Origin of the sequence: Streptomyces sp. NPDC029044, from assembly GCF_040637495.1 — a bacterium.
Taxonomy (GTDB): Bacteria; Actinomycetota; Actinomycetes; order Streptomycetales; family Streptomycetaceae; genus Streptomyces.
On record NZ_JBEZWN010000039.1, the window covers coordinates 22,909 to 48,930 of the forward strand.

The window sequence follows — 26,022 nt, forward strand, 5'->3', positions numbered from 1 at the left end:
CGCCGCCGCTAGTCGACCGGGCGCTTCAGGCGGGCCACGAACTTGTAGCGGTCCCCCCGGTAGACCGACCGCACCCACTCCACCGGCTGGCCGTCCCGGTCGAGGGAGTGACGGGAGAGCATCAGCATCGGCAGGCCGACGTCCGTGCCGAGCAGGCCGGCCTCGCGCGGGGTGGCCAGCGACGTCTCGATGGTCTCCTCGGCCTCCGCGAGGTGGACGTCGTAGACCTCGGCCAGCGCCGTGTAGAGGGACGTGTACTTCACCAGCGAGCGCCGCAGCGCCGGGAAGCGCTTCGCGCTCAGGTGGGTGGTCTCGATGGCCATCGGCTCGCCGTTGGCCATGCGCAGCCGCTCGATGCGCAGCACGCGTCCGCCGGGGGTGATGTCGAGCAGCCCGGCCAGGCGGTCGTCGGCGGTGATGTAGCCGATGTCCAGCAGTTGCGAGGTGGGTTCGAGGCCCTGGGCGCGCATGTCCTCGGTGTACGAGGTCAGTTGCAGCGCCTGCGAGACCTTCGGCTTGGCGACGAAGGTGCCCTTGCCCTGAATCCGTTCCAGCCGGCCCTCGACGACCAGTTCCTGGAGCGCCTGGCGCACGGTCGTGCGCGAGGTGTCGAACTCGGCCGCCAGTGTGCGCTCGGGCGGGACCGGCGTGCCCGGCGCCTGCGTCTCCGTCATGTCGAGCAGGTGCTTCTTCAGGCGGTAGTACTTGGGCACGCGTGCGGTACGGACGGGCACCCCGTTCTCGTTCTCCGCACTGCTGACGTCGGTGCTCATGCTCCGCCTTCCCGGCTCGGTCTGCCGACACGATCCCACTTGTATACCGTCGGCGCCTCTTTTGGTCTAGTCCACCATTCCCTGTGGTCTACCCGCAGTATGCCGTGCCCGCCGGGGTTTTCGCTGGCTTCTTACTTAAAGGTTCCTGCATATGTAGGTCGCATAACGGCTGGTCAGGGCTGTATCGGGAGCCTTGACAGGCGTCGTGGTCCGGTCCAAGCTCTGCGTACTGGTCTACACCATTGGTCCAGGCCCGGCCCCACGCCCACTGCGGGGAGCCAGGGGGGTTGTGGGATCCCTGAGGAGGGTGGCGTGAAGCGCAAGCTGATATCCGCGATCGGTATCGCGGGCATGATGGTCTCCATCGCGGCGTGCGGGGGCGAGGGTGACGGGGGTTCCGACAAGGGCGCGGACGCCAAGGAGCTGACCGTCTGGCTCACGGTCGACGCCCAGAACAACTGGCCCGAGCTGGTGAAGGCCGCCGACGCCGCGGTGAAGAAGAAGCACCCCGGCCTCAAGATCAACCACGAGTACTACGGCTGGCCCGACAAGAACGCCAAGCTCGACGCCGTCCTCGCCACGGACAAGGCCCCCGACGTGGTCGAGATGGGCAACACCGAGATGCTCGGCTACATGGTCAAGGGCGCCTTCGCCCCCCTCGACCAGGCGAAGTTCGACAACTCCGACGCCTGGCTGGACGGCCTCAAGGCCTCGGTGACCTACGAGGGCAAGACCTACGGCGTGCCGTACTACGCCGGCGGCCGCGTCGCCAACTGGCGCAAGGACGTCGCCGCGTCGGTCGGGGTGAAGTCGGCACCCAAGACGTACAAGGAGCTCACCGCCGCCCTGGACAAGATCCAGAAGAAGCAGGGCGACAAGTTCAGCGCCTGGTACCAGCCCACCCGCGACTGGTACGCGGCCATGTCCTTCGTCTACGACGCCGGCGGCGCCATCGCCACCGAGTCGGGCGGCCAGTGGAAGGCCTCCCTCTCCTCGCCCGAGTCCCTCAAGGGCCTGAAGGAGTTCAAGAACGTCGTCGACTCGTACATGCACGGCGACAAGACCAAGGACGAGTCCGACCGCTACATCGTCTACGGCCAGGGCAAGTCCTCCATGATCTTCGCCGCCGCCTGGGAGGGCGCCACCGCCGAGGACCCGAAGAACGACAAGACCGGCAAGCTCAAGGGCAACCTCGAGAACTTCGTGATGCCCGGCCCGTCCGGCAAGAACATGCCCGTCTTCCTGGGCGGCTCCGACCTCGCCGTGCCGGTGAAGTCCGACGCGCAGGCCCTGGCCGCCGAGTGGATCAACGCGTTCACCGGCTCCTCCGGGCAGAAGGGCCTGATGGCCAAGGGCAACCTGCCCAACAACAAGACGGACCTCGCCACGCTCAAGAACGACCCGAAGACGGCCGTCCCCGCCACCGCGGCCGAGTCCAACTGGTTCGTCCCGATGGCCCCCGGCTGGGGCCAGGTCGAGAAGGCGCAGATCCTTCAGACCATGCTGCAGAGCATCGGCACCGGCAAGAAGTCCGTCGAGGCCGCCGCCAAGGAGGCGGACGCCGCGATCGACAAGGTCATCAACACCAAGTGACCTTCGGGCGGGGCCCCACCGGGTGGGGCCCCGCCGTCGTCAAGACCTGAGGGACCGCCGAGGAGCGTGCGATGAGCGCCGCAGACACCCACATCCCCGCCAAAGTGCCGCCACCGCGGCAGGCACCCCCGCCACCCCCCGACGACCGGCGGCCCCGCGGGCAGCGCACGTCGGGCGGGGCCGCGGTCCCCTGGCTGCTGCTCGCCCCCTGCCTGCTGATCCTCGCCCTCGTCATGGGCTATCCGCTGGCCCGCCTGGTCACCCTGTCCTTCCAGAAGTTCGGACAGTCCCAGCTGTGGGGCTTCCAGCCGGCCGAGTCGGTCGGCTTCGACAACTTCGCCAAGGTGCTGGGCGACAGCGAGTTCTGGGCCGTCGTCCTGCGCACGATCGTCTTCGCCGCCGGCGCCGTCGTCTTCACGATGGTGATCGGCATGGCCCTCGCCCTGCTGCTCCAGCGGGTCTCCGGCTGGCTGAAGATGCTCATCAACATCGTGCTGGTGGCCAGCTGGGGCATGCCGGTGATCGTGGCGACCACGGTCTTCAAGTGGCTCTTCGACTCCGACTACGGCGTCTTCAACGCGCTGCTGAGCAAGCTGCCCGGTGTCGACATGGTCGGGCACAACTGGTTCGCCAGCGGACCCGAGGGCCTGGCCGTGATCATGCTGCTGGTGATCTGGGGAGCCGTGCCGTTCGTGGTCATCACGCTCAGCGCGGGTCTCACCCAGGTCCCGAAGGAGCTGGAGGAGGCCGCCCGCCTGGACGGCGCCGGCTCCTGGGGCGTCTTCCGCTATGTCACCCTGCCCGTCCTCAAGCCGATCATCGTGATGCTCACGACGCTGTCGGTCATCTGGGACATGGGCGTCTTCCCTCAGGTGTTCGTCATGCGCAACGGCCACCCCGAGCCGGAGTTCCAGGTCCTCAACACCTACTCCTACGACCGGGCCTTCGTCGTCAACGACTACGCCCAGGGCTCGGCCATCGCGCTGATCACCGTCCTGCTGCTGCTCGGCGTGGTCGCCGTCTACATGCGGCAGATGCTGAAGATCGGAGAGGTCGAATGAGCACGCTCGCCGGAGCCGGCCGCCGGAAGTCGCGGCTGGGCTGGAACCTGCTCGGTCTCCTCGTCTTCCTCACCGCCGGCTTCCCGCTCTACTGGATGCTCAACACCGCGTTCAAGCCCGCCAAGGACGCCATCGACCCGGACCCGAGCCTGCTGCCGACCGGCATCACCCTCGACAACTTCACCCGGGCGCTGGACATCGCCGACTTCTGGGGCCCGGTCGGCCGCAGCATGGTGGTGTCGCTGGCGGTGGTCGTCATCGGCATGGTGGTCGGGCTGCTGGCCGCGCTCGCCATCTCCCGGTTCGCCTTCCGCGGCCGCAAGATCGTGATCGTGGGCATCCTCGCGGTCCAGATGGTCCCGCTGGTCGCCATGATCATCCCCGTGTTCCTGCTGCTCAACGACCTGGGCCAGTACGACCGGCTGACCGGCCTCATCATCACGTACCTGACGTTCATCCTCCCGTTCACCGTGTGGACGCTGAGGGGCTTCATCGTCAACATCCCGAAGGAACTGGAGGAAGCGGCCATGGTCGACGGCTGCTCCCGCACCGGCGCCTTCCTCCGGGTCGTCTTCCCGCTCCTGGCCCCCGGCATGGTCGCCACCTCGGTCTACGGTTTCATCCAGGCCTGGAACGAATACCTGTACGCCCTGATGCTGCTCAGCCAGAAGAACCAGACCGCGACCGTCTGGCTCGGCAACTTCACCACCAAGCACGGCACCGAATACGCCCCGATGATGGCCGGAGCCACGATGATGGCCGTGCCGATCGTCGCCCTCTTCCTCCTCGTCCAGCGCAAGATGGCCGCGGGCCTGACCGCGGGCGCCGTGAAGGGATGACCTCACCCGATGACGACACTCGCCAGCGGCACCGACACACTCACCCGCGACGCCCTGACGGTCCTCCAGCCCGGCTTCACCGGCACCACCGCCCCCGACTGGCTGCTGCGCCGCCTCGGTGAGGGCCTCGCCTCCGTCGGACTGTTCGGCCGCAACATCGCCTCCCCCGGCCAACTGGCCGCCCTCACCGCCCAGCTGCGGGCCGAGCGCGACGACGTCCTCGTCGCCATCGACGAGGAGGGCGGCGACGTGACCCGTCTGGAGGTGCGCAACGGCTCCTCCTTCCCGGGCAACCACGCGCTCGGCGCGGTCGACGACGTGGAGCTGACCCAGCAGGTCGCCCACGAACTGGGCCGCCGCCTCGCCACCTGCGGCGTCAATCTCAACTGGGCCCCGTCCGCCGACGTCAACTCCGACCCGCGCAACCCGGTCATCGGTGTCCGCTCCTTCGGTTCCGACACCGGCCTCGCCGCCCGGCACACCGCCGCCTATGTGACCGGCCTTCAGTCCGCCGGGGTCGCCGCCTGCACCAAGCACTTCCCGGGCCACGGCGACACGGCGGTCGACTCCCACCACGCCCTGCCGCGCATCGACGTCTCCGCCGAGGTGCTGGCCGAGCGCGAACTGGCACCCTTCCGCGCCGCCATCGCCGCCGGCACCCGGGCCGTCATGAGCGCCCACATCCTGGTCCCCGCCCTGGACCCGGACCGCCCGGCCACCCTCTCCCGCCGCATCCTCACCGGCCTGCTCCGCGACCAACTCGGCTACGACGGCCTCATCGTCACCGACGGCATGGAGATGCGCGCGATCGCCGGCACGTACGGCATCGAACGCGGCAGCGTCCTCGCCATCGCCGCGGGCGCCGACGCGATCTGCGTGGGCGGCGGCCTCGCCGACGACGCGACCGTTCTGCGGCTGCGGGACGCCCTCGTCTCGGCCGTGCGCGCGGGCGAACTCCCGGAGGAACGCCTCGCCGAGGCCGCCGACCGCGTAAGGGCACTGGCCCGCTGGGCCGGCACAGCGGGCCACGCGGCCGAGGACACCCACAGCACCGAGATCGGCCTGCACGCCGCCCGCCGCGCCCTCACCCTGACCACCGCGCCCGGCCTCGGCGACCCCGCGACCTTCAAGCCCCTCACCGAACCGCCCTACGTCGCCGCCCTCACCCCCGTCGCCAACATCGCCGTCGGCGACGAGACGCCGTGGGGCGTGGCCGCCGAGCTCGTCCACCTCCTGCCCGGCACGGTGACCGGCAGCTTCTCCGCCGGGGACGGCCAGGAGAGCGAGGCCGGGGAGAACGCCGGCCGAGCGGCCCTCCAGGCCGCCGGAACGCGCCGCATCGTGGCCGTCGTCCGCGACGAACACCGACACCCGTGGATGGCCTCCGCCCTCGACATCCTGCTGGCCGCCCGCCCCGACACCGTCGTCGTCGAGATGGGCGTTCCGCAGGCCGCCCCGCGCGGTGCCCTGCACATCGCCACCCACGGCGCGGCCCGCGTCTGCGGCCGGGCGGCGGCCGAGGTGATCGCGGGAGCCATCGGCTGCTGAACCCGGCCGAACCCTCTTCGATGAATTTGGTTGTAAGCCTGCGACCACATGTAGTACTTCTTATACATGAGCGAGCAGGTGCACAACAGGTTGGCCGTGGTGCGCGCCGAGCACAAGGTGTCGCGCCAGAGCCTGGCCGAGGCAGTGGGAGCCCACTACCAGACCATCGGCTACATCGAGCGGGGGCAGTACAACCCGAGCCTCGACCTGGCGCTGAAGATCGCGAAGTTCTTCGGTCTGCCGGTCGAGGCCCTGTTCTCCCTCGAACCGTTCCGGCCGCTCACGGACGAGGTCTACGGGAGGAAACAGCCATGACGACGACACGCCTGACCCGCTACGACCGGAGCATGCTGCGGCTGATGAACGACCGCCGCGCAGCGGCCTGGTACGCCACGGCAGCACGCCGCCGCGGGGCCGTCGCCGCCCATGTCGCCCTCACTCTGGCCATCGGCGGTCTGATGACCCACATGTTCCTCGCCGAGGGCGAGCCGCTGTGGACCGTGGCCGTGATGGCGGTGCTGCTGTTGCCCTGGATGGTCGCGACCGGTGTGATCAACCACGCCACCCGGGGGCTGCTGGAACTGCGGGAACACGTCCTGGACGAACGCCAGTCGGCAGAACGCAGCCGCGTCCTGGCCCGGGCCCACCGCGTGACGACGCTGCTCCTCGCGGCAACCGCGGTCACCCTGCTGATCACGGGAGGGGTCGCCGGAGACGCCCCGAAGGCCTATGCGGCACCCCTGCTCATCGCCGTCCTCGTCGTCCACTGGGTGATGCCCCTGTGGGTGGCAGGCTGGCGCGCCCAGGACGAGCCGGCCGACGACGACGTACTGGAGCCCGGGGCCCTGGGCCGCTAGTACCCGTCGCTCGGCTCGGCAGAGGGGAGTGCCGGTGCTGCCCGGGTGGACCGGAGGCCTCAGATCCCCTGCCACGCCGGCTTGTTGGCGTAGGTGTGCCGGAAGTAGTCCGCCAGCTTCAGTTTCGACGCGGCGGCCTCGTCCACGACGACGGTCGCATGCGGGTGGAGCTGGAGCGCGGACGCGGGGCACACCGCGGCGACCGGCCCTTCCACCGTCGCCGCCACCGCGTCGGCCTTGCCCTCGCCGGTGGCGAGCAGCACCAGATGCCGGGCCTCCAGGATGGTGCCGATGCCCTGCGTGATCACGTGGTGCGGCACCTGGTCGATGTCACCGTCGAAGAAGCGCGCGTTGTCGATCCGGGTCTGCTCGGTCAGCGTCTTGATCCGCGTCCGCGAAGCCAGCGACGAGCACGGCTCGTTGAACCCTATGTGCCCGTCGGTCCCGATCCCGAGCAGCTGGAGGTCCACACCCCCGGCGTCCGACAGCGCCTTGTCGTACGCCTCGCACGCCCCCTGCACGTCCTCCGCCGCGCCGTCCGGGCCCGTGAACTGCTCCATCCCGATCCCGAGCGGCTCCAGCACCTCGCGCCGCAGCACCGAGCGGTACGACTCCGGATGATCGGCGGGCAGCCCTACGTACTCGTCGAGCTGCGCGATCCGCGCCTTCCCGACGTCCACGGCACCGGAGCGGACCTTCGCCGCCAGCGCCTCGTACACGGGCAGGGGCGTCGAGCCGGTGGCCACGCCGAGCAGGGCGCCGGGCTTGCGGCCAAGCAGCTTGGCCATGGCCTCGGCGATGAGCTCGCCGCCCGCCTTGGCGTCCGGAACGATGACAACTTCCACGCTGGCCTGCCGATCTGAGAGGAGTGCTCACCTGGGACCGGACCCGGAAGGGGGCGCTGGGGCCGGACCCGGAAGGGTCGCTGGGACCGGACCCGGAAGGGGTCGTGTGGTTTAGACCAATCTAACAGAGCAGTCCCGTCTCTCCCAGGGTGCGCACCATCGCTCCCGCACGGGCAGGGCGGGCGAGCCGCCCGGGCCGCCGAGGGGAGAACTCGACCGCTTCAGGGAGGTGTGGGCAGGGGGCAGCGGGCAGGGGGGCCAGGGGTCAGGGGGGTCGGGGGCCAGGGGGTGCCCCTGCGGCTCCGCGCCAGGTGCGGGCAGTGGGCCAGCGGGTGTACCCGCCGCTCCGCGCAGGGTGCGGGATATGGGTTAGAGGCCCCCTGGTGAGCGCTGCCCGGGCCGGGGGAGTGGAATGGGGTCTGCAAGCAGCCCGGCCCGCCCGCCCTGGAAGGACCCGCCATGACCCTCGCCTCCACACCGGACCCCCTCAGCGAGCTCCCGGGCCGGACCATGGCCCGTGAGATGGCGGAACAGCCCGCTGTCCTGCGCCGGATCCTGTCCGAGGGTGCCCCCGCCATCCAGGATGTCGCCCGGCGGATCGCCGCCCGCGCGCCCCGCTTCGTGCTGCTCACCGCCCGCGGCACCTCCGACAACGCCGCCCTGTACGCCAAGTACCTCCTGGAGATCCGGCTCGGCCTGCCCTGCGGACTCACCTCGATGTCCACCACTACGGCCTACGGCGCCCGGCCCGACCTCACCGACGTCCTGGTCGTCACCGTCAGCCAGTCCGGCGGCTCCCCGGACCTCGTCGCCTCCACCCGGGCCGCTCGCGAGGCCGGCGCGATCACGCTGGCCGTCACCAACAACCCGGACTCACCGCTGGCCGGCGTCTCCGAGTACCACATCGACATCATGGCCGGGCCGGAGAAGGCGCTCCCCGCGACCAAGACCTACACCGCCTCCCTTCTCGCTCTCTACCTCTTCGTCGAAGGCCTGCGCGGCGGGGACGGCGCGCCTGCGCGGATGCTTCCGGAGCTCGCCGAGCAGCTGCTCGCCCGGCAGGACGAGGTGCGCACCCTCGCCGCCCGCTACCGCTTCGCCGAGCGCATGGTGATCACGTCCCGCGGCTACGGCTACCCCACGGCCAAGGAGGCCGCCCTCAAGCTGATGGAGACCAGCTACATCCCCGCCCTCTCCTACTCCGGTGCGGACCTGCTGCACGGACCGCTCGCCATGGTCGACAACGTCTCCCCGGTCATCGCCGTGGTCACCGACGGCAAGGGCGGCGAAGCGCTCCAGCCCGTCCTGGACCGGTTGCGCGGCCGCGGTGCCGACCTGGTCGTCATCGGTCCCGGGCATCAGGTCGCGCAGGCATCGGCCGGCTTCGTCCTGCCCACGGAGGGCGTGGCCGAGGAGGTCCAGCCTCTGCTGGAGATCATCCCGCTCCAGCTCCTGGCCTACGAGGTCACCATCGCCCGCGGCCAGGACCCGGACGCGCCCCGGGCTCTGGCGAAGGTGACGGAGACTCGCTGAGGGCGGGAGCCTCGGCCGTCGCCGGGCCGTCGCCGGGCCGTCGCCGGGCCGTCGCCGGGCCGTCGCCGGGCCGTCGCCGGGCCGTCGTCCTGGGCGTCCCCGGGCGTCCCCCCCCCCGGGGGGGCGTCGCCAGGCCGTAGCCGCGGGTGAGGGCCAGGCATAAGGGGCACTGCGGCTGAGGCACCACGGCCGCTGCGGCATCGGACGGTTCGTCGCCGGCGGCACCGGCTTCTCAGCCACCGCTGCCCTGCAAGCGGCTATGTGAGCGAACCCCCCGTCACATCCACCCAACTGCCCGTCACCCACCGCCCCCCGTCCGACACCAGGAACGCCACCACGTCGGCGACCTCGGCGGGTTCGCCCACGCCGCCCAGGGCCGATATCGCCGCGGCCTTCGCCCAGCCGTCGGGGCTGCCGTGCAGCAGGGCCGCCGTGTTGTCGGTGTCGATGATCCCCGGGGCCACCGAGTTCACCGTGATGCCCCGACTCCCCAGCACCTTGGACAGGTCGCGCGAGAAGACGTCCAGCGCGCCCTTCGTCATCGCGTACGCCATGTTGTCCGGCATCACGGCCGTCCGGGCCAGCCCCGACGAGATGTTGACGACCCGGCCGCCGTCCCGCAGACGCGTCATACCGTGCTTGAGGATGAAGAACGGCGCCTTCACGTTCACCGCGAAGACCTCGTCGTACTCCCGCTCCTCCAGCTCCCGGATCGGCTGCGTGTTGCCGATCGCCGCGTTGTTCACCAGGATGTCCAGCCCGTCCGCATGCCGGTCGAACTCCTCCCACAGCGCCTGGGCGTCCCCCGGAACCCCCAGCTCCACGCCCAGTGTGAATGCCGAGCCCCCGGCCCGTTCGATCGCCGCGACCGTCTCCTTCGCCGCCGTCTCGTTCCTGCCGTAGTGCACCGCGACCCGGGCATCGTCGCGCCCCAGCCGCTCGGCGATTCCTCGCCCGATGCCCCTGCTCGCCCCCGTGACGAGTGCCGTCCTGCCCGTGAGCACGCCCATGGCGGCGCCCCCTTCTCATTTTTCTAGTGGTCGCTACAGAAATGACCGTACAGCAGCCCTTCGTAATTTCTCTAGTGCCCGCTATAAAATGCATCCCATGGTGAACGACGACGGAACCGCGAAGGCCCGGCAAGGGTCGGAAGCCGCGCGTGCGGAAGCCGCCGGAGGTGGCAGGGTGAGGACCAAGTCCCGCGGCCGCCCCCGCTCCTTCGATCGCGAGACCGCGCTGGAGAAAGCCCTCCTCGCCTTCTGGGAACACGGCTACGAGGCCACGTCCGTCTCCGACCTCACCCGCGTCATGGACATCGGGGCCCCCAGCCTGTACGCGGCCTTCGGCGACAAGCGGTCCCTCTTCGAAGAGGTCGTCCGCATGTACGGCACGAGGTACGGATCCTTCACCGACCGCGCCCTCGCCGAGGAGTCCACCGCGCGGGCCGCCGTGGAGCGCGCCCTGCGCGAGGCCGCCACCGCGTACACGGAACCCGGCCACCCGCACGGCTGTCTCGTCGTCCACGCCGCCACCAACTGCTCGACCCCCGAGGTGGAGGAGTCCCTGCGCCGGCGCCGCAACGCCAACATCACCGCGTTCGAGAGCCGCATCAAGGCCGATGTCGTCGCCGGCGTGCTGCCGCCGACGACCGACGCCGCCGCCCTGGCCCGGCACACCGGGGCGATGATCCAGGGCATGTCACAACAGGCGCGCGACGGGGCGAGCCGGGAGGAACTGGAGGCGGTCGCGGAAATTGCCCTGTCCATCTGGCCCCGCACAGGAACCCACACGGGTTAGGCTGCCTGCTGGACGGCAGTCCGTCCGACGCCGTCGCGGAATTGACAACAACGAACAGCCTCCAACGCATGGACACCCGTAAGTGGTCTAGTCCACAATGCGTAACGAGAGCGCGTGTGCAACGCGCACCAGCCTCCGTCTTCCCCGCACAGGAAGGCGGACCGAGGAACCGAGGCTCTCTGCCCTGACTGCCCCGGCTCCTCATCCTCGGCCGACCGGGACCGCACACCCCACGGCCGATGCTGCTCCGGGCTGCGGTGCCGGGAGGGTTGAGGGTCCCTCTCAGGCGCCGCGGCCCGCGGGTGTTTCAGGGCCGTACGAACCCCCGGGTACGCTCGCACACGTGCCCTCCATGAACGAACTCGTACGCCAGCACACCGCCCTCGACGACACCGATCTCGAGTGGCTGCACCTGCTGGTCTCGGAGTGGCAGCTGCTCTCCGACCTCTCCTTCGCCGACCTGGTCCTGTGGGTCCCCACCAGCGACGGCACCCGGTACGTCTCGGTCGCCCAGATGCGCCCCAACACCGGCCCGACCTCGTACCAGGACGACATGGTGGGCCATCTCGTCCCGCGTGGCCGCCGGCCGATGCTGGACGCCGCCCTCGACGAAGGCCGCATCGTGCGCGAGGGTGACCCGGAGTGGCGCGAGGAGGTCCCCGTCCGGGTCGAGTCGATCCCCGTACGGCGGGAGGGCCGCGTCCTGGGGGTCATCGCGCGCAACACCAACCTCCTCACCGTGCGTACCCCGAGCCGCCTGGAACTCACGTATCTGCAGAGCGCCTCCGACCTCGCGCAGATGATCGCGGCCGGGTCCTTCCCGTTCGCGAACCAGCAGCTCGACATGGACGCCTCGCCCCGCGTGGGCGACGGCCTGATCCGGCTCGACGCCGACGCCATCGTCCAGTACGCCTCCCCGAACGCCCTGTCCGCCTACCACCGGCTCGGCCTCGCCTCCGACCTCGTCGGCCAGCACCTGGGCAGGACCACCGCCGAACTCGCCCCGACCCGGGGCCCGGTGGACGAGGCGCTCGCCAAGGTCGCCAGCGGCTGGGCGCCGCGCGAGTTCGAGATCGAGGCCAGTGACGGGGTCATTCAGTTCCGTGCGATCCCGCTCAAACCGAAGGGCACCCGCATCGGTTCCCTCGTCCTGCTCCGCGACGTCACCGAACTGCGCCGGCGAGAGCGTGAGTTGATCACCAAGGACGCGACGATCCGGGAGATCCACCACCGCGTCAAGAACAACCTCCAGACGGTGGCGGCGCTCCTCCGTCTCCAGGCCCGGCGCATCGAGTCCGACCGCGGGCGTGAGGCCCTCGAAGAGGCGGTGCGGCGCGTCGGATCGATTGCGATCGTGCACGAGACGCTCTCCCAGAACCTGGACGAGCGGGTGGAGTTCGACGACATCGCCGACCGTGTCCTGGCCATGGTCGCGGAGATCTCCCCGGGCAAGGTCGCCGGCCGGCGCACCGGACGCTTCGGCATCCTGGACGCCGAGGTCGCGACGCCGCTGTCGATGGTGCTGACCGAGGTGCTGCAGAACGCGCTGGAGCACGGTTTCCGGGAGGGCGACACCGGCACGGTCGAGGTCTCGGCGGTCCGTGGTGGCACGAGCAAGGAGGCCCGGCTGCTGGTCACGGTCCAGGACGACGGGGTCGGCCTGCCGGAAGGATTCGATCCGCACACCGCCGGCAATCTCGGCCTGCAGATCGTGCGGACGCTGGTGGAGGGGGAGTTGGGCGGCACCTTCGACATGGTCCCGGCCCCGCAGCGTGGCACCCGCGTGATCCTCGACATCCCGGTGCGGTCCCAGAAGTAGCGGCACCCGAGCCTCGGAACGGGGCCGGAAAAGCAATGAGCCCCGGGCCACCAAGTGGCCCGGGGCTAAAGCTCGTTGCTGCTTAACTAAGCGCATCGGGGGAACTGCGCGCTGCGGCTCGGGGGCGGGAGATGCGTACGCGCTGTCTACGGAGTAATGCCGTGAGGCACACGCGCCGCCAAGCTCAGGCTGTCAGCAGGGGTGGGTTGTCAGGCGGAAGCCTGACGAGCCCGGTTGCGGGCGGCGCGGCGCTTCATGGCACGGCGCTCGTCCTCGCTGAGACCACCCCAGACGCCGGAGTCCTGGCCGGACTCGAGCGCCCACTGCAGACACTGCTCGATCACCGGGCAGCGACGGCAGACGGCCTTGGCTTCCTCGATCTGCAGCAGCGCAGGACCGGTGTTGCCGATGGGGAAGAAGAGCTCGGGGTCTTCCTCGCGGCAAACGGCGTTGTGACGCCAGTCCATGGCTGCTACCTCTCCTTGGTATTACGGGTGCTTGTGAATGTGAACGCTTTCACGAATCCCTCAACAAGTGAAGGGCCGACCGTCAGGTTCCCTGACGAAGGTCCTGTGAGTTGGAGAGGGGTTCTGGTGATCAGTGGAGGCCGGTCTTGCGGGCCGTCCCGATCGCCACGTAGAGACTCGCAAACCTCAGCGGCGGATACAACCCCTTCTGGAAAGTTTTTTTTGATTCTTCGGTGTCGACTAGGTCACAGCCGTACTTCCATGGGGTGGATCCTGGCCTAAACGTTCGAGTGAAAGGACTTTAGCCAGTTCTGCTCACACAATCACACGCAGTGCACGGCGTACGCCTGTGAACGTCACGCTGGTCCGCAGCCCCAGGTGGTCACCGTCCATCTGGAGGGGGAGCGGGACCTTCGAATGCAAGGTGAACTCTGTCAAGTCATGCAGAGAGGTGGCGTGCTTGCCATGGGGCCCACGCTCGGGGGACGAAGTGAGCAACTGGGTGCCATACCGGGCAACAGCCGCGGTGGAGAGGCGGCTGAGACCGAAGAGATCGAGACCGGTATCGAACGAGGCTTTAGGCGCCGCGTAGATCGGGCGATTCCCCAGAAACGTCCATGGCGAGGTGTTCGAGACTATGGACAGCACCAGATCGGTGACCGGATCCTCGCCGGCCCGCTCCAGCGTGATCGTCCCGTTGCGGCGGTTCGGTTCGCCGAGGAGCTGGCGCACGACCTGGCGCACGTAAAGAGCGTGTGTGGATTTCCGGCCGCGCTCGCGATGCTGCTCCACACGACCCACCACACCGGCGTCGAAGCCGAGCCCCGCGTTGAAGGTGAACCAGCGGGAGGGCACCGCCTCGTCCTCCGTACCCGGCGTGCCCGACGTCAGTCCGAGACCGACGGTCCGTTCGCTGCCGTCGCGCAGGGCGTCCAGCAGGGCACCGGTGGCCTCCACGGCGTCGTTGGGCAGGCCCAGGGCGCGGGCGAAGACATTGGTGGAGCCACCGGGGACCACGGCGAGTCCGGGCAGCTGCTCCGGGGCCGGGCCGGCGTGCAGGAGACCGTTGACCACTTCGTTGACCGTGCCGTCGCCGCCGAGGGCCACCACCAGGTCGATGTCGTCGCTGTCCGCCGCCTGCCGCCCCAGGTCGCGCGCGTGACCGCGGTACTCGGTGGTGACCGCCTCCAGCTTCATCTCGCTGGCGAGCGCATGGATCAGTACGTCGCGTGTGCGCGCACTCGTAGTGGTTGCCGCCGGATTGACCACGAGAAGTGCACGCATGACTGGCAGCGTACCTACTGGGTGGTACCGGGCCCATACCGAGGTAGGGATCAGGTAAGAGACGGGAGGTGAACGGCCCCACAGGGGGCGTGTACGACGGGGGCTACTCTTCAGGGGTGAGCAGTGAGCAGACCCCCACCACCGAGGAAACCACCGGCCCCCGCCCCCGGCGTCTGACGTACGCCGCGCTGCTGGCCGCGTTGGAGGGGCTCGCGCTGGTTGTCGGAGGCGTCTGGATCCTCGTCCTCGGCCTCACGGGCCATCCGGACGACCGGCAGCAGGCCGTGACCGGAGGTATCACGCTGGTCGTGCTCGCGCTGCTGCCCCTGCTCGCCGCGCGCGGGCTGCTCGGCCGCCGCAGCTGGAGCCGCGGCCCGGCCGTCATCACCCAGCTCATGGCGCTGCCGGTGGCCTACAACCTGCTGCAGGCCGACAGCATGGCCATTCCGGCCGGGATCGCCCTCGCTGTCGTGGCCGTTGCGTCACTCGTCCTGCTGGTGAACCCCGAGACGACCCGGGCCCTCGGGATCCGCGGGCCCGGCAACCCCGGCAACCTGGAGAAGTAGGTCACTCCTCGACGAGCAGCTTCTCCCGCAGCTGCGCCAGCGTGCGCGCCAGCAGCCGGGAGACGTGCATCTGTGAGATGCCGACCTCCTGCGCGATCTGCGACTGGGTCATGTTGCCGAAGAACCGCAGCAGCAGAATCCGCTTCTCACGAGGCGGGAGATCCTCCAGCAGCGGCTTGAGGGACTCCCGGTACTCCACTCCCTCCAGCGCCTCGTCCTCGGCGCCGAGGGTGTCCGCGACGGCCGGGGACTCGTCGTCGGTGTCGGGGACGTCCAGGGACAGCGTGGAGTACGCGTTGGCGGACTCCAGGCCCTCCAGGACCTCCTCCTCCGAGATCGCGAGCTTCTCGGCGAGTTCGTGGACCGTGGGAGAGCGGCCGTGCAGCTGTGAGAGCTCGGCCGTGGCCGTGGTCAGCGCCAGCCGCAGCTCCTGGAGCCGGCGTGGGACGCGCACCGCCCAGCCCTTGTCACGGAAGTGCCGCTTGATCTCACCGACGACCGTCGGGGTCGCGTATGTGGAGAACTCCACGCCGCGGTCCGGGTCGAATCGGTCGACCGACTTGATGAGGCCGATGGTGGCGACCTGGGTGAGGTCGTCCAGCGGTTCCCCGCGGTTGCGGAAGCGGCGCGCGAGATGCTCCACCAGCGGCAGATGCATCCGCACCAGCTGGTTGCGCAGCTCCGCGTACTCGGGACTACCGCTGCTCAGGGTGCGCAGTTTGAGGAACATCTCGCGCGCGCCGCTGCGGTCCGGAGAGCCGTGCTGCGCACCTGATGTGTGGTGTGCGCGCGGCGCCTGGTTCTCGGAGTCCCGCTCGTGCTCGCTCATCGTCCCGCCCGTCGCCCTTCCCCGAGCCCTCGCCTCCTCCGCCACTCTCGACTCCTCGCGAGTGGGGGGACCCCCCTGGGCCGGGGATGCGGCGATCCCCGCGCCCGGAGGCGCGCTCCGCACGACACCGTCCCGGTCCGGCCGCCCGCCGCCCGGGAGGACGGCCTCCGTGGAGTCGTCCTCGGGATGCGGGCGGGCCTGCTCGGGGATGCCGTCGATGCCGTCCGCCATGCGCCGGGCGCCGCTCGGGCCGCTCGTGCCCGTGCCCCCGGCCGGCAGCTCTCGTGTGCCGCGTTCTTCGTCCCGCACCGGCCCGTCCTCGCTCCTCACGCCGGCCCGGGTCCCGCGCCGCGCTGTTTGTAGAGGCTGATCGAAACGGTTTTGTCCTTGTCCACGGCAGAGGAGACCTTGCCCGCGAGGGCGGACAGGACCGTCCAGGCGAAGGTGTCCCGCGACGGGGCATGGCCATCCGTGGTGGGTGCCGAGACGGTGACCTCGAGTGAGTCGTCGACGAGGCGGAAGACACAGCTGAGCACCGAGCCGGGCACGGCCTGCTGAAGCAGGATCGCGCAGGCCTCGTCCACCGCGATGCGCAAGTCCTCGATCTCGTCGAGGGTGAAGTCCAAACGGGCCGCGAGACCGGCCGTGGCCGTACGCAGCACCGACAGGTAGGCACCCGCGGCCGGCAGCCGGACTTCCACGAAGTCCTGGGTCGCGGGCTCGCCTGCGATCTGGGACACCCTCACCTCCATGGTGGTACAAGCGTTTCAGGGCCGAGGGTCGCCCCCCGGGGTAACGCGATACGTGGTTCAGCGGTGACGCTATCGCGCTCTTGACGGTCCTGTCCCCGGGACCCCAACCCCTTGTCGTCACTCACAGTAAACCTGTGGATACGCTCCGTGTCTAGGGGTTGGGCGGGCCCAAATGGGAAGAGCGCGCGCCGGGTTGACGTACCCAGACGTCAGACGGTCGAACCGTCCGGCGCCGGGGTCCTGCGACGTCACACCAGGACATGGTCGACGAAGCACCAACGCCAGGTCTCCCCGGGTTCGTGGGTCCGCATCACAGGGTGACCGGACTCCTTATGATGCTCCGCCGCGTGCCGTCCCGGCGAGGAGTCGCAGCAGCCGACGTGACCGCAGCTGAGGCACAGCCGTAGTTGCACCGGATCCATGCCCTCCGCCAGGCACTCCGGACACGTCTCGCTGAGCGGGCCGGGTTCGGGGTGCGGCAGCGCGTCGGCGTGCGTGCACTGTTTCATGATTGCCAGGTTACGACGGTCGGGCGGAAGACCGCGTCGAAAAACGAGGGCGGGCGAGAACGATGGACGTGATGCCACTGCTGCTGCTCGTGGCGGGCAGTGCCGCGATCGCCGCGGCGGCACGGCGCACCCCGGTGCCGGCGCCGCTGCTGCTGGTGGCGGTGGGGCTGGCGGTCAGTTACGTCCCGGGGGTGCCCGAGTACACGCTGGACCCGCACATCGTGCTGCCGCTCATCCTGCCCCCGCTGTTGCACACGGCCGCCACCGAGAGTTCCTACCTCGACCTGCGGGCGCAGCTGCGGCCGGTCGCCATGCTGTCCGTCGGGTACGTGCTGTTCGCGACCTTCGTGGTCGGCTGGGCCCTCTACGTGATCGTGCCGGACATGCCGCTGACCGCGGCCCTGGTCTTCGGCGCGGTGGTGGCGCCCCCGGACGCGGTCGCGGCCACGGCGGTGGCCCGGCGGGTGGGGCTGCCGTCGCGGATCACGACGATCCTCCAGGGCGAGTCGCTGCTGAACGACGCGACCGCGATCACCGCCTACCGGGTGGCCCTGGCCGCCGCCGTCGGCGAGGGCGCGACCTGGGCCGGGGGCATCGGCGAGTTCCTGCTCGCGGCGATCGGCGGCGTCGCGGTGGGCCTGCTGCTGATGGCACCGATCCACTGGCTGCGCACGCACGTGAAGGAGGCGCTGCTGCAGAACACGCTCTCCCTGCTGATCCCCTTCGTCGCGTACGCCGTCGCCGAGCAGGTGCACGCCTCCGGAGTCCTCGCGGTCGTGGTCGTGGCGCTCTACCTGGGGCACCGCGCGTGGGAGGTCGACTTCGCCACGCGCCTACAGGAGGAGGCGGTCTGGAAGATGGTCGCCTTCGTCCTGGAGTCGGCGGTGTTCGCGCTGATCGGACTCCAGCTTCCGGTGGTTCTCAAGGGCCTGGGGGAGTACGAGGGCGTCGAGGCGGCCTGGTACGCGGTCGCTGTCTTCCTGGTCGTCGTCGCGGCCCGGTTCGTCTGGGTGTACCCGGCCACCTTCCTGCCGCGGCTGCTGTCGGCACGGGTGCGGGAACGGGAGCAGAGCCCGACCTGGAAGGGTCCGTTCGTCATCGCGTGGGCCGGGATGCGGGGCGTGGTCTCGCTGGCCATCGCCTTCTCGATCCCGCTCACCCTGCACGACGGAGAGGAGCCCTTCCCGCAGCGCAACCTCATCCTCTTCCTGACGTTCACCACGGTCATCGGGACCCTGGTCGTGCAAGGTCTGACGCTCCCCCCGCTCATCCGGCTGCTGAAATTCCCCGGGCGGGACGCGCAGACCGAGACGCTCGCCGAGGCCAACGCCCAGGCGCAGGCCTCCCGGGCCGCCGAACGGCGCCTGGACGAGCTCCTCACCGACGAGCGCAATACGCTGCCCGCCCCGCTCGCCGACCGGCTGCGCATCGTCCTGGAGCGCCGCCGCAATGCCGTCTGGGAGCGGCTCGGGCAGGCCAACCCGGTCACCGGGGAGTCCGTCGACGACACCTACCGACGGCTGGCGCGCGAGATGATCAGCACCGAGCGCGAGGTGTTCGTCAAGCTCCGGGACGCCCGCTACATCGACGACGAGATGCTGCGGACCCTGCTGCGCAGACTGGACCTGGAGGAAGCGGCGGCCTTCCGGGAGGCGGCGTGAGGCCGGAAGCGGTACCTCAGGGGAGAAGTACCTCAGGGGGAACGGCGCGGCACCTCAGGAGAAGGGGCGGCCGGTGACCACGGCCGCCACCCTCGTCCCGCGCGGAAAGGCGCCCTCACCGGCCAGGGCGACCAGCCCGTACAGCAGCTTGGCGACGTAAAGCCGTTCGACGGGCAGGCCGTGCCGCTGCTCGAAGTCCGCCGCGAAGGTGTCGAGCTCGGCGGGCACGCGCGCGTAGCCGCCGCAATGGAAACGGTCGTCCAGGCTCCAGGTGCCGCGCCGGCCACCGAAGGCCGCACGCTGGAGGGCTTCCGTCTCGGCGGTCAGGAAGCCGCCCCTGAGCACCGGCACGCCCAGGGCGCGCTGGCCGGGAGCGAGACCGGCGGCCAGCCCCGCGAGCGTGCCGCCGGTGCCGCAGGCCACCGCGACGGCCTCGGCGCGACCGCGCAGCTCGGCGCCGAGCGCCCGGCAGCCCCGCACCGCCTCGGCGTTGCTGCCGCCCTCGGGGACGACGTAGGCCTCCCTGGCGTCCGCCGCGCGCAGGATGCCGGCCAGAGTGGGCGGCTCGGCCTTGCGGCGGTACGTCGCCCTGTCGACGAAGTGCAGCCGCATGCCGTCGGCCGTGCAGCGGGCCAGCGAGGGGTTGAGAGGCCGGTCGGCCAGTTCGTCACCGCGAACGACACCGACCGTGGGAATGCCGAGCAGCCGGCCTGCCGCGGCTGTGGCGCGCAGATGGTTGGACCAGGCTCCGCCGAAGGTGACGACGGTCCGGCCGGCCGCCGCGGTCAGGTTCGGCGCGAGCTTGCGCCACTTGTTGCCGATCAGCTCCGGATGGATCAGATCGTCCCGCTTCAGCAGCAGCCGCACGCCCCGGCGCTCGAACCGGCCGTCCACGACCTCCTGCAACGGCGAGGGGAGCCGGGGGCGCAGCGCGGCGAGTCCGGTGGTGTCGGGGCTGGTCACCGGGCCATTGTCACCCGGGAGTGTGGAAGAGGGAGCTCGGGGACTGACGGGAGGCTCAGGGGCCGGACACCCCTCACCCCCGGTCGCGGACGCGGGCCGTCTTCTCACGCCGTGACCGGCCCCCTCTGCCCAGCTCCGCAAAGATCCATTCCCGCTCTTTCGTGTAATAGCACCGCGGCGTTGAGTGAGGGAGGCTTGCTCGTGCACATCGATGCCCGGGGCGTATGGGCGTCGGTCACAACCGGGAGGGCAGTTCTCTATGTCGGTAGGCGAAGAGGTCCGCACGGAGCAGACCAAGCCGCAGCAGAGTCTCGGCACGGCGGCCGCGCGGAACCTGGCCACCACGACCAAGTCCGTGCCACAGATGCAGGAGATCAGCTCCCGCTGGCTGCTGCGGATGCTGCCGTGGGTCGACATCCAGGGTGGTACGTACCGGGTGAACCGGCGGCTGACGTTCGCCGTGGGCGACGGCCGGCTGACGTTCGTGAAGACCGGCGACCGCGTCGAGATCATCCCCGCCGAGCTGGGCGAACTGCCGGCACTGCGGTCGTACGACGACGAGGAGGTGCTCTTCGAGGTCGCCCGTCGCTGCGAGCAGCGGGAGATCCCGGCGGGCGAGGTCATCGCCTCGTTCGGAAGCCCGTCCGACGAGGTGTACCTCCTGGCGCACGGCAGGGTGGAGAAGGTCGGTACGGGACCGTACGGGGAGGACGAGTCCCTCGGAGTCCTCGCCGACGGCGCCTACTTCGGTGACGACGCGCTGCTCAACGAGGACGCGATCTGGGAGTACACCGCCCGCGCCCTCACCGCGTGCACCGTGCTCGTGCTGCCCCGCCAGGAGTTCGAGCAGATCGCGGAGCGCTCGGACACCCTGCGCGAACACCTCCAGCAGCGCCGCTCCATCCCCTCGCAGCGTTCCAACAAATACGGCGAGAAGGAGATCGACCTCTCCTCCGGCCACTCCGGAGAGCCGGACATCCCGCACACCTTCGTCGACTACGAGGCCCGGCCCCGCGAGTACGAACTGAGCGTCGCCCAGACCGTGCTGCGTATCCACACGCGCGTGGCCGACCTCTACAACCAGCCCATGAACCAGACCGAGCAGCAGATCCGGCTGACGGTCGAGGCGCTGAAGGAGCGCCAGGAGCACGAGCTGATCAACAACCGCGACTTCGGTCTCCTGCACAACTGCGAGTACGACCAGCGGATCCAGCCGCACGACGGCGTGCCCGGCCCTGACGACCTCGACGAGCTGCTCAGCCGGCGCCGCGGCACCAAGATGCTCCTCGCCCACCCGCGCGCCATCGCCGCGTTCGGCCGCGAGCTCAACAAGCGCGGGCTGGTCCCCGAGACCATCGACATGGCCGGCAACCGCATCCCGACCTGGCGCGGTGTGCCGATCTTCCCGTGCAACAAGATCCCGGTCTCGGACGCCCGTACGACGTCCATCATCGCCCTGCGTACCGGCGAGGCGGACCAGGGCGTGATCGGTCTGCGTGCCTCCGGCATCCCCGACGAGATCGAGCCGAGCCTGTCGGTCCGCTTCATGGGCATCAACGAACAGGCCATCATCAAATACCTGGTCACGGCCTACTACTCGGCAGCGGTGCTGGTACCGGACGCGCTCGGCGTCCTGGAGAACGTCGAGATCGGCCGCTGGCGGTGACGCTGTCGGCGCGCCGGCCGTGTCCCCGCCCGCACGGGCGGGTACATCCTCGGAGTACGAGCCCAGCGGCAGCGGAAGCGCCACCGTCCGTTCATTCTCCGAGGCGGTCCCATGGGTGAGTCCCTCACAAAGTCCAGGAGGGGGACGACGCTGCCCGCCCGCGGTGGGCGGCGCGGCGCCGAACCCCGGCCGTCGGCCGGGGCTCCGGAAAGGCAGGGGGGCATCGGGACACAGAGGGACGGCGGGCCGGAAGGGGCCGAGGGGCACGAGGCGGTCATGCTGCTGGAGCGGGCCCGGGCGGAGGTCGACCCGGTGCTGCGGGCCGCGCTCGGCTCGCTGCCCGGGCCGATGCGCCGGGTCGCGCTCCACCACTTCGGCTGGGAGCAGGCTGACGGCACCTCGGCGGACGGGGGCTCCGGCAAGGCGATCCGGCCCGCGCTGGTCCTCGCCGCGGCGGCGGCCCTCGGCGGGCCCGAGGCGCGGGCGGGGGCGGCTCGGGCAGCCGCCGCGGTGGAGCTGGTGCACAACTTCACGTTGCTGCACGACGACGTGATGGACCGGGACACCACCCGCCGCCACCGCCCCACCGCGTGGACCGTGTTCGGCGACGCCGACGCCATCCTCGCCGGGGACACCTTGCAGGCGCTGGCCCTGCGGCTGCTCGCCCAGGATCCGCACCCGGCGTCCCCGGCCGCCGCCGCCCGGCTCGCGGACTGCGTGGTGGAACTGTGCGCGGGCCAGCACGCGGACACGGCCATGGAGCGGTGCGCCATCGGCGAGGTGACGCTCGACGAGGTGCTCGCCATGGCGGAGGCCAAGACGGGTGCCCTGATCGGAAGCGCGTGCGCGATCGGCGGGCTGTACGCGGGTGCCTCGGCGGAGGCAGTGGCGGCGCTGGACGCGTTCGGCAGGGAGGCCGGGCTCGCCTTCCAGCTCATCGACGACGTCATCGGCATATGGGGCGACCCGCGCCGCACGGGCAAGCCCGCCGGTGCCGATCTGGCCGCCCGGAAGAAGTCGCTGCCGGTGGTGGCTGCCTTCGCTTCCGGCACACCGGCGGCGGCCGAACTCGCCGCACTGTACGCACGAACCAGCGAGAAGGAGGACGTGGACGACATCGCCCTGACCGTGGAGCGTGCGGGCGGCCGTGACTGGGCGCAGGGCCAGGCGGCCGACCGGATGGCCCGGGCGATGCAGCAGCTGGCCCGGGCGGTGCCGGACCCGGAGGCGGCGGGCGGCCTGCTCGCCTTGGCCGAGTTCGTGACACGGCGCAGCAGTTGACGGGCCGAAAGGATGACCGGGCGCGACGATTGACGGCTCGTCGGTGAGGACCGGCCGACCCGCACCAGCAACGCCCCTTCGGGTGTCCGAAGGGCCGAGCCCCGGACCGCCGGGGCCGTGCGGCTCCTGACCCCGCACGGCCGTCGGCATCCGGTCGGCGGGTCCCGCACTGCCCCACGGTGTGCGGGGCCCGCCACCTCCGCGCATCCGTCGAGTTTGGGCAAACGTTCGATCGGATCCCGCCAAGATCCTGCTCGCACGCCTCCGCGAGGGCCAACCCCCCTACGATCAACGCCCGTCGGGACGAGCGAAGGGACGCGGCATGGGTGTGGCCATCCGGACGGCGGGCGTGGGGGACAGGGAGCTGATCGTCCGGCTTCTGGACGAGGCGTTCCAGGACGATCCCGTGAGCGGCTGGGTCTTCCCCGGCGTGGAGGACCGCCGTGCCAAGCACCCCCGGCTCATGGCCGCCTTCACCGACATCGTGCTCGCGGCCGGTCGCATAGACGTCACGGAAGACGGCTCGGCCTGCGCGCTGTGGCTCTCCATGCCCGCCGACGAAGGCCACGACGACACGGAGGACGAAGGGCCGGCCCAGGTGAGGGAGGCCGTCGACCCGGACAACGAGCGTGTGGAGAGCATCGGCCGGCTGATGGCAGCCGTCCATCCCACCGGGCGGGCCCACGAGTACCTGTGGATGATCGGCGTGGCCCCCGGCCGCCAGGACGAGGGCCTGGGCACCGCCCTCATCGAGGCCGTCCTCGACCGCTGCGACCGCGAGGGACTGCCCGCCTACCTGGAGGCCAGCAACGCCCGCAGTCGCCACCTGTACGAGCGTCTGGGCTTCGAGCCGGCCGGCCCGGCCCTCGACCTGCCGGACGGTCCGTCGATGTGGCCGATGTGGCGGGAGCCCAGGCCCCACCGGACCGCCCAGGCTTCATAGGGCGAGAGCGGCACCGGACGGGCGCCGCCGACCAGCTGTTTCCTCCGGTGCTCCGGCCGGTGTTTCCTCCGGTCGAACGACGCGACCTCGCGTACGCCCCTCCCGGATCTCGGCGGTCCCGCTCCCCGTGCCGGCCGCGTGCGGCTATGAGCAGCGCCCCCGGCACCTACCTGTGCGGCGCCTCGAAGGCGGCCGCCGAGCTGTTCGGCCGGACCGGCGAGCTGTGCGGCCGGACCAGCGAGTCCGCCATCCAGACCTGCCCACTCGTGCACGGCTCGGGCACGCCGATGTCCGCCTCCGGATTCGCGATCTCGGAGTTCGCACCGGAGTCGGTGCACACGTTCGGCAGCGGCGCTGGTGCGCACGTACAGCGGGAAGCGCTGAGTGCACGACCGGCCTACTCTGAGGACATGGGCAGCGAAGAACACGTCTGTCCCGACTGCGGACAGCCAGTGGAAACGGTCGTCCGGCGTCACAAGACGCTGGGCACCTGGGTCCCGCGCTGGGTGGCGGGACCGTGCCGCAACCTCGAGTGCGGGGCCCACGAGGCGGAGGGCGCCGAGAGCGGCCACACCGCCGGACGCCCCCGGCCCGGGCCGGTCCCCGCGCCCCCTGGCGAAACCGCCCCTCCCGCCACGATCCCGCCCGAACCGGCTCCCGGAGACACCGCTGCCAGAAATCCCTGAGCCCGTGTCGAGATACGCGGCCCGGCTCCGACGTCCCCTGTGAAGAGCCGCCCACCGGGCGGTGAGAGCCGAAGGAGCGGACTGATGAAGTACCTGGTCATGGTGCAGGGCACACAGGCGGACTACGAAGCCATGCGCGGCAAGGCGTCGGCGCACTCCCCGGCCTGGAGCGAGGAAGAGCTTCAGACGATGTTCGCCTACATGGGCGCCATCAACGACGATCTGGCCGAGACCGGCGAGCTCGTCGACGGGCAGGGCCTCGCCGAGCCGGCGCAGACCCGGCACGTCACCCTCGGCGACGACGGCAAGGCCGTGATCACCGACGGCCCGTACGGCGAGACCAAGGAGCTGCTGGCCGGCTACTGGGTCCTGGAGTGCGAGAGCCTGGAGCGGGTCACGGAGATCGCCGACCGCGTCGCCCGCTGCCCCCAGCCGGCCGGCGCCCCCGACTACCCCGTCGTGATCCGCCCGATCATGGACGGTTCCGGGGACATCTGACGAACCGGCCGACGCCGACAGGTACACGGGTGAGGAACCCACCGGAGATCGAGGACCTGCTGCGCCGCGACGCGCCGCAGGTCCTCGGTGCGCTGGTCAGACGGTACGGGCACTTCGACGCCGCCGAGGACGCCGTACAGGAGGCGCTGCTCGCGGCAGCCGGGCAGTGGCCTGTCGCGGGTGTGCCCGGCAATCCGCGCGGCTGGCTGATCAAGGTCGCCTCGCGGCGGCTCACCGACGCCCTGCGCGGTGATCAGGCCCGGCGGCGGCGCGAGGAACGGGCGGCCGCGCTCACGCCCCGGGACGCCTTCACGGCGCCGCCCCCGGGGGAGCGGGCGCCCCGTGAGGACGACACGCTCTCGCTGCTGTTCCTGTGCTGCCACCCGGAGCTGTCGCCGCCCGCGCAGATCGCGCTGACGCTGCGCGCCGTGGGCGGTCTGACCACGGCGGAGATCGCGCGGGCCTGCCTCGTCCCGGAGGCGACGATGGCCCAGCGCGTCAGCCGCGCCAAGCAGAAGGTGCGGGGTGTGCGCTTCGGCCGGCCGGACCGCTGGGAGCAGCGGCTGCCGTCCGTCCTTCAGACCCTCTACCTGATCTTCAACGAGGGCTACACCGCCACGTCCGGCGCCGCGCTCCAGCGCCGCGACCTCGCAGGCGAGGCCGTACGGCTGACCCGCACGGTCCACCGGCTGTTGCCCGGCGACTGCGAGGTGGCCGGGCTGCTCGCGCTGATGCTGCTGACCGACGCACGGCGCGACGCGCGCAGCGGTCCGCGCGGCGAGCTGATCCCCCTCGACGAGCAGGACCGCGGCCGCTGGGACCGGGCGGCGATCGAGGAGGGCGTCGCCCTGGTCACCCGGGCTCTGTCCCGGGGCCGCCCCGGGCCGTTCCAGCTGCGGGCCGCGATCGCCGCCGTGCACGACGAGGCGTCCTCGCCCGAGGCGACCGACTGGGCGGAGATCCTGGGCCTGTACGACGTCCTCGTCGGTCTGGTCCCCGGCCCGGTCGAACGCCTCAACCGCGCGGTCGCCGTCGCCATGGTCCACGGACCGCGTGCGGGCCTGACCGAAGTGGACGCCTTGGAGGGGGAGTTGAAAGGGCATCGCCTGGACGCCGTGCGCGGCCACCTGCTGGAGCGGGTGGGCGAGCCGGAAGCCGCTCGCGCCGCCTACGAGTCGGCGGCCGCACAGACCCTGAGCCTGCCCGAGCAGCGTTACCTCCTGGCCCGGGCGGCGCGGTTGAGCAACTAGCG

Annotated in this window: 26 protein-coding genes; 17 read left to right on the top strand and 9 right to left on the bottom strand. The window is 70.8% G+C overall.

From position 1 onward, the window contains the following. Positions 1–8: 8 nt before the first annotated feature. Complete coding sequence (locus tag AB0E85_RS26630; RefSeq protein WP_033313567.1) at positions 9–773, bottom strand: GntR family transcriptional regulator; 765 nt, start codon at positions 771–773, stop codon at positions 9–11. Positions 774–1,085: 312 nt separating this feature from the next. Here AB0E85_RS26630 and AB0E85_RS26635 point away from each other — a divergent pair, with 312 nt between their 5' ends. From AB0E85_RS26635 to AB0E85_RS26660, 6 genes are all read left to right on the top strand, one after another. Continuing rightward, the gene (locus AB0E85_RS26635) at positions 1,086–2,366 is read left to right on the top strand and encodes an extracellular solute-binding protein (RefSeq protein ID WP_361931939.1); all 1,281 of its coding nucleotides are present in this window, start codon (positions 1,086–1,088) and stop codon (positions 2,364–2,366) included. Between the two features lie 71 nt (positions 2,367–2,437). After that, entirely contained in the window at positions 2,438–3,427 is a 990-nt protein-coding gene (locus AB0E85_RS26640; protein ID WP_361931942.1) for a sugar ABC transporter permease, read from the top strand. Continuing rightward, on the top strand, positions 3,424–4,266 hold the full coding sequence (locus AB0E85_RS26645; protein ID WP_361931945.1) for a carbohydrate ABC transporter permease: 843 nt from the start codon (positions 3,424–3,426) through the stop codon (positions 4,264–4,266). Before AB0E85_RS26640 ends, AB0E85_RS26645 begins: the two co-directional genes overlap by 4 nt. A gap of 9 nt (positions 4,267–4,275) precedes the next feature. Then, on the top strand, positions 4,276–5,814 hold the full coding sequence (locus AB0E85_RS26650) for a glycoside hydrolase family 3 protein (protein WP_361931948.1): 1,539 nt from the start codon (positions 4,276–4,278) through the stop codon (positions 5,812–5,814). Between the two features lie 66 nt (positions 5,815–5,880). Next, positions 5,881–6,129 (top strand): helix-turn-helix transcriptional regulator, encoded by a 249-nt coding sequence (locus AB0E85_RS26655; RefSeq protein ID WP_062929004.1) that lies wholly within the window; start codon positions 5,881–5,883, stop codon positions 6,127–6,129. After that, positions 6,126–6,671, top strand: a complete 546-nt coding sequence (locus AB0E85_RS26660) for a hypothetical protein (protein WP_361931952.1) — start codon at positions 6,126–6,128, stop codon at positions 6,669–6,671. Before AB0E85_RS26655 ends, AB0E85_RS26660 begins: the two co-directional genes overlap by 4 nt. A gap of 59 nt (positions 6,672–6,730) precedes the next feature. Here AB0E85_RS26660 and nagB read toward each other — a convergent pair whose 3' ends face one another. Continuing rightward, positions 6,731–7,516, bottom strand: coding sequence for a glucosamine-6-phosphate deaminase (nagB, locus tag AB0E85_RS26665; RefSeq protein WP_361931955.1), 786 nt, complete (start codon positions 7,514–7,516; stop codon positions 6,731–6,733). Between the two features lie 459 nt (positions 7,517–7,975). Here nagB and AB0E85_RS26670 point away from each other — a divergent pair, with 459 nt between their 5' ends. Next, entirely contained in the window at positions 7,976–9,049 is a 1,074-nt protein-coding gene (locus AB0E85_RS26670) for an SIS domain-containing protein (RefSeq protein WP_361931958.1), read from the top strand. Between the two features lie 257 nt (positions 9,050–9,306). Here AB0E85_RS26670 and AB0E85_RS26675 read toward each other — a convergent pair whose 3' ends face one another. Continuing rightward, entirely contained in the window at positions 9,307–10,059 is a 753-nt protein-coding gene (locus AB0E85_RS26675) for an SDR family oxidoreductase (protein ID WP_361931961.1), read from the bottom strand. Between the two features lie 97 nt (positions 10,060–10,156). Between AB0E85_RS26675 and AB0E85_RS26680 the strand changes: the two genes are divergently transcribed. Together AB0E85_RS26680 and AB0E85_RS26685 are read left to right on the top strand one after the other, a co-directional pair. Next, positions 10,157–10,846 carry a TetR/AcrR family transcriptional regulator gene (locus tag AB0E85_RS26680; RefSeq protein ID WP_361931964.1) on the top strand — a complete coding sequence of 230 codons (690 nt, stop codon included), beginning with the start codon at positions 10,157–10,159 and terminating at the stop codon, positions 10,844–10,846. Positions 10,847–11,198: 352 nt separating this feature from the next. Next, on the top strand, positions 11,199–12,665 hold the full coding sequence (locus AB0E85_RS26685; protein WP_361932047.1) for a PAS domain-containing sensor histidine kinase: 1,467 nt from the start codon (positions 11,199–11,201) through the stop codon (positions 12,663–12,665). 209 nt (positions 12,666–12,874) lie between these two features. Here the strand turns inward: AB0E85_RS26685 and AB0E85_RS26690 are convergent, their stop codons facing one another. Both AB0E85_RS26690 and AB0E85_RS26695 read right to left on the bottom strand, forming a co-directional pair. Then, positions 12,875–13,132: a WhiB family transcriptional regulator gene (locus AB0E85_RS26690; protein WP_003992873.1), complete on the bottom strand. Its 258-nt coding sequence runs from the start codon at positions 13,130–13,132 to the stop codon at positions 12,875–12,877. A gap of 315 nt (positions 13,133–13,447) precedes the next feature. Then, positions 13,448–14,416, bottom strand: coding sequence for a diacylglycerol kinase family protein (locus AB0E85_RS26695; protein WP_107455509.1), 969 nt, complete (start codon positions 14,414–14,416; stop codon positions 13,448–13,450). Positions 14,417–14,532: 116 nt separating this feature from the next. On the opposite strand from AB0E85_RS26695, the gene AB0E85_RS26700 reads away from it, so the two are divergent. After that, positions 14,533–14,982 (top strand): hypothetical protein, encoded by a 450-nt coding sequence (locus AB0E85_RS26700; RefSeq protein ID WP_361931969.1) that lies wholly within the window; start codon positions 14,533–14,535, stop codon positions 14,980–14,982. A gap of 1 nt (position 14,983) precedes the next feature. Here AB0E85_RS26700 and AB0E85_RS26705 read toward each other — a convergent pair whose 3' ends face one another. From AB0E85_RS26705 to AB0E85_RS26715, 3 genes are all read right to left on the bottom strand, one after another. Further along, positions 14,984–16,120 carry an RNA polymerase sigma factor SigF gene (locus AB0E85_RS26705; protein ID WP_361931972.1) on the bottom strand — a complete coding sequence of 379 codons (1,137 nt, stop codon included), beginning with the start codon at positions 16,118–16,120 and terminating at the stop codon, positions 14,984–14,986. A 17-nt stretch (positions 16,121–16,137) separates the two neighbouring features. After that, a complete protein-coding gene (locus AB0E85_RS26710; RefSeq protein ID WP_003992877.1) occupies positions 16,138–16,551 on the bottom strand; it encodes a hypothetical protein in 414 nt (137 codons plus the stop codon). 260 nt (positions 16,552–16,811) lie between these two features. Continuing rightward, positions 16,812–17,072, bottom strand: a complete 261-nt coding sequence (locus AB0E85_RS26715) for a UBP-type zinc finger domain-containing protein (protein WP_053672413.1) — start codon at positions 17,070–17,072, stop codon at positions 16,812–16,814. Positions 17,073–17,134: 62 nt separating this feature from the next. Between AB0E85_RS26715 and AB0E85_RS26720 the strand changes: the two genes are divergently transcribed. Continuing rightward, positions 17,135–18,733 (top strand): Na+/H+ antiporter, encoded by a 1,599-nt coding sequence (locus AB0E85_RS26720; RefSeq protein WP_361931977.1) that lies wholly within the window; start codon positions 17,135–17,137, stop codon positions 18,731–18,733. Positions 18,734–18,787: 54 nt separating this feature from the next. On the opposite strand, the gene AB0E85_RS26725 is transcribed toward AB0E85_RS26720, so the two are convergent. Further along, positions 18,788–19,696 (bottom strand): pyridoxal-phosphate dependent enzyme, encoded by a 909-nt coding sequence (locus AB0E85_RS26725; protein WP_361931980.1) that lies wholly within the window; start codon positions 19,694–19,696, stop codon positions 18,788–18,790. Between the two features lie 259 nt (positions 19,697–19,955). Between AB0E85_RS26725 and AB0E85_RS26730 the strand changes: the two genes are divergently transcribed. The 6 genes from AB0E85_RS26730 (at position 19,956) to AB0E85_RS26755 (ending at position 26,020) form a co-directional block, all read left to right on the top strand. Beyond that, the gene (locus AB0E85_RS26730) at positions 19,956–21,362 is read left to right on the top strand and encodes a family 2B encapsulin nanocompartment shell protein (RefSeq protein ID WP_361931983.1); all 1,407 of its coding nucleotides are present in this window, start codon (positions 19,956–19,958) and stop codon (positions 21,360–21,362) included. A 111-nt stretch (positions 21,363–21,473) separates the two neighbouring features. Beyond that, positions 21,474–22,643, top strand: coding sequence for a family 2 encapsulin nanocompartment cargo protein polyprenyl transferase (locus AB0E85_RS26735; RefSeq protein WP_361931986.1), 1,170 nt, complete (start codon positions 21,474–21,476; stop codon positions 22,641–22,643). Positions 22,644–22,965: 322 nt separating this feature from the next. Beyond that, positions 22,966–23,586, top strand: coding sequence for a GNAT family N-acetyltransferase (locus tag AB0E85_RS26740; protein WP_361931989.1), 621 nt, complete (start codon positions 22,966–22,968; stop codon positions 23,584–23,586). Positions 23,587–23,996: 410 nt separating this feature from the next. Beyond that, positions 23,997–24,272, top strand: coding sequence for a hypothetical protein (locus tag AB0E85_RS26745; protein WP_361932049.1), 276 nt, complete (start codon positions 23,997–23,999; stop codon positions 24,270–24,272). 84 nt (positions 24,273–24,356) lie between these two features. Then, positions 24,357–24,770, top strand: coding sequence for a YciI family protein (locus AB0E85_RS26750; protein WP_107455498.1), 414 nt, complete (start codon positions 24,357–24,359; stop codon positions 24,768–24,770). A gap of 29 nt (positions 24,771–24,799) precedes the next feature. Further along, positions 24,800–26,020 carry a sigma-70 family RNA polymerase sigma factor gene (locus AB0E85_RS26755; protein ID WP_361931992.1) on the top strand — a complete coding sequence of 407 codons (1,221 nt, stop codon included), beginning with the start codon at positions 24,800–24,802 and terminating at the stop codon, positions 26,018–26,020. The last annotated feature ends 2 nt before the right edge of the window (positions 26,021–26,022 follow it).